Annotated in this window: 1 protein-coding gene; it reads right to left on the bottom strand. The window is 63.0% G+C overall.

Annotated elements, in window-relative coordinates; translation table 11 throughout:
* Positions 1–78 precede the first annotated feature (78 nt).
* Complete coding sequence (locus SPK54_RS13570) at positions 79–1515, bottom strand: IS1182 family transposase (protein ID WP_330948400.1); 1437 nt, start codon at positions 1513–1515, stop codon at positions 79–81.
* Positions 1516–1579: the final 64 nt, after the last annotated feature.

The following is a 1579-nucleotide window of genomic DNA, read 5'->3' on the forward strand; positions in this document are numbered from 1 at the left end:
CGAGGCTGTGTAAAAACTCGTCTGCGACGAACTTCGTGCAGTATCGCGGTCTGATGGCGCAGGAAAATTTCATGGTGCTCAGGCCGCGATGGCCCGCACCATCCCCTGCGTTCCCATGATCTTGATCATCCGCTTCATGTTGTAGGCCAACACCGCCAAGCTGATCTCTGTTCGAACCTTCGGAAGGGTCTTCGTCAGCAATGGCGTCGTGCCAAGCCACGATTTGAGCGTGCCGAAGACGTGTTCCACCGTCTGACGTCGCGCCACCGCAGCCTGCGGCCTGGCATGCAGCAGCATCTGCATCGTCTCGAGCACGTGCTCATGCTCCCAGCGCGTGATCCGCCGATCGCTGGAGGTGGTGCACCTTGTCCGCATCGAGCAGCGGGGGCAGGCGGACGACCAGTACTTGTGCAACGTCAACCCGTTCTCTTCGGTCGTGAAGCGATGGGTCGCACGCTCGCCTGCCGGGCATTCGTACGCATCCGTTGCCGGGTCGTAGGTGAAGTCCCGCTTGTCGAACCGGCCTTCGGCCTTGCTGTTCGAGGTGAGTGGCTTGGGCACCAGCGGGATGATGCCGGCCTGCTCACAGGCCAGGATCTCGGGTGCGTTGAAGTAGCCACGGTCGGCCAGTGCAGTCATGCGCTCGGTCCCGAGCGCCTCCCTGGCCTGCTTCGCCATGGTCGAGAGCTGGGTGCGGTCATGCCCGGCATTGGTGACGTCGTGGGCGACGATCAGGTGGTGTTCGGCGTCCACCGCCGCCTGCACGTTGTAGCCGACAGTACCGGTCCCGCGTCCGCTCGAGGTCATCGACCGTGCGTCCGGATCCGTCAGCGAGATCTGGTGGTCTGGCGCATCCAGAAGTTGCCGTTCGATGGTGTCGAGCTTGTCCATCTGTACGCGCAACTTCGCCAGCTTGTCCTTCAGGTGAGGCACGCGCCCCTCTGGCAGCAAGGTGGCATCGCGATCTGCCCGATCCAGCTCGGCCAGGTAGCGGGCAACACTCTCCTCCAGCTGCTTCCGGCGCCCCTTGACCTTGCCGACCGTAAAGTTGCGATCCCGGCTATTCACCGCCTTGAGCTTGCTGCCGTCGATCGCCACGACCGCATGCGAGAAGACCTTCATCTTCCGGCACAGCGCGATGAACCGGCTGCACACCGCGGTGATCGCGCCACCGTTGTCTTTGCGGAAGTCCGCAATGGTCTTGAAGTCGGGAGCCAGCCGCCCCGTCAGCCAGATCAGTTCGAGGTTCCGTTGCGCTTCCCGCTCCAGGCGCCGGCTGGACTGGATGCGGTTGAGGTAGCCGTAGATGTAAATCTTGAGCAGCGTGGCCGGGTGATACGCAGGCCGACCACCTGCCGCGCGATTGGCGGCCTCGAAGCCCAGCGCGCTCAGGTCGAGGGCCTCGACGAATGCATCGACGACCCGCACCGGGTTGTCCTCGTGGACGTAGTCCTCCAGCCGATCAGGGAGCAGAAGCCCTTGGGATCGATCTATTCCATCGACGAATCGCTTCATGCAGAGCACCCATCAACCGGTACTCAGATCATGCCAGTGGAGGCGGGGTTTTCACACAGCCTCG

The organism is Thermomonas sp. LB-4, from assembly GCF_036409385.1.
Lineage (GTDB): Bacteria > Pseudomonadota > Gammaproteobacteria > Xanthomonadales > Xanthomonadaceae > Thermomonas.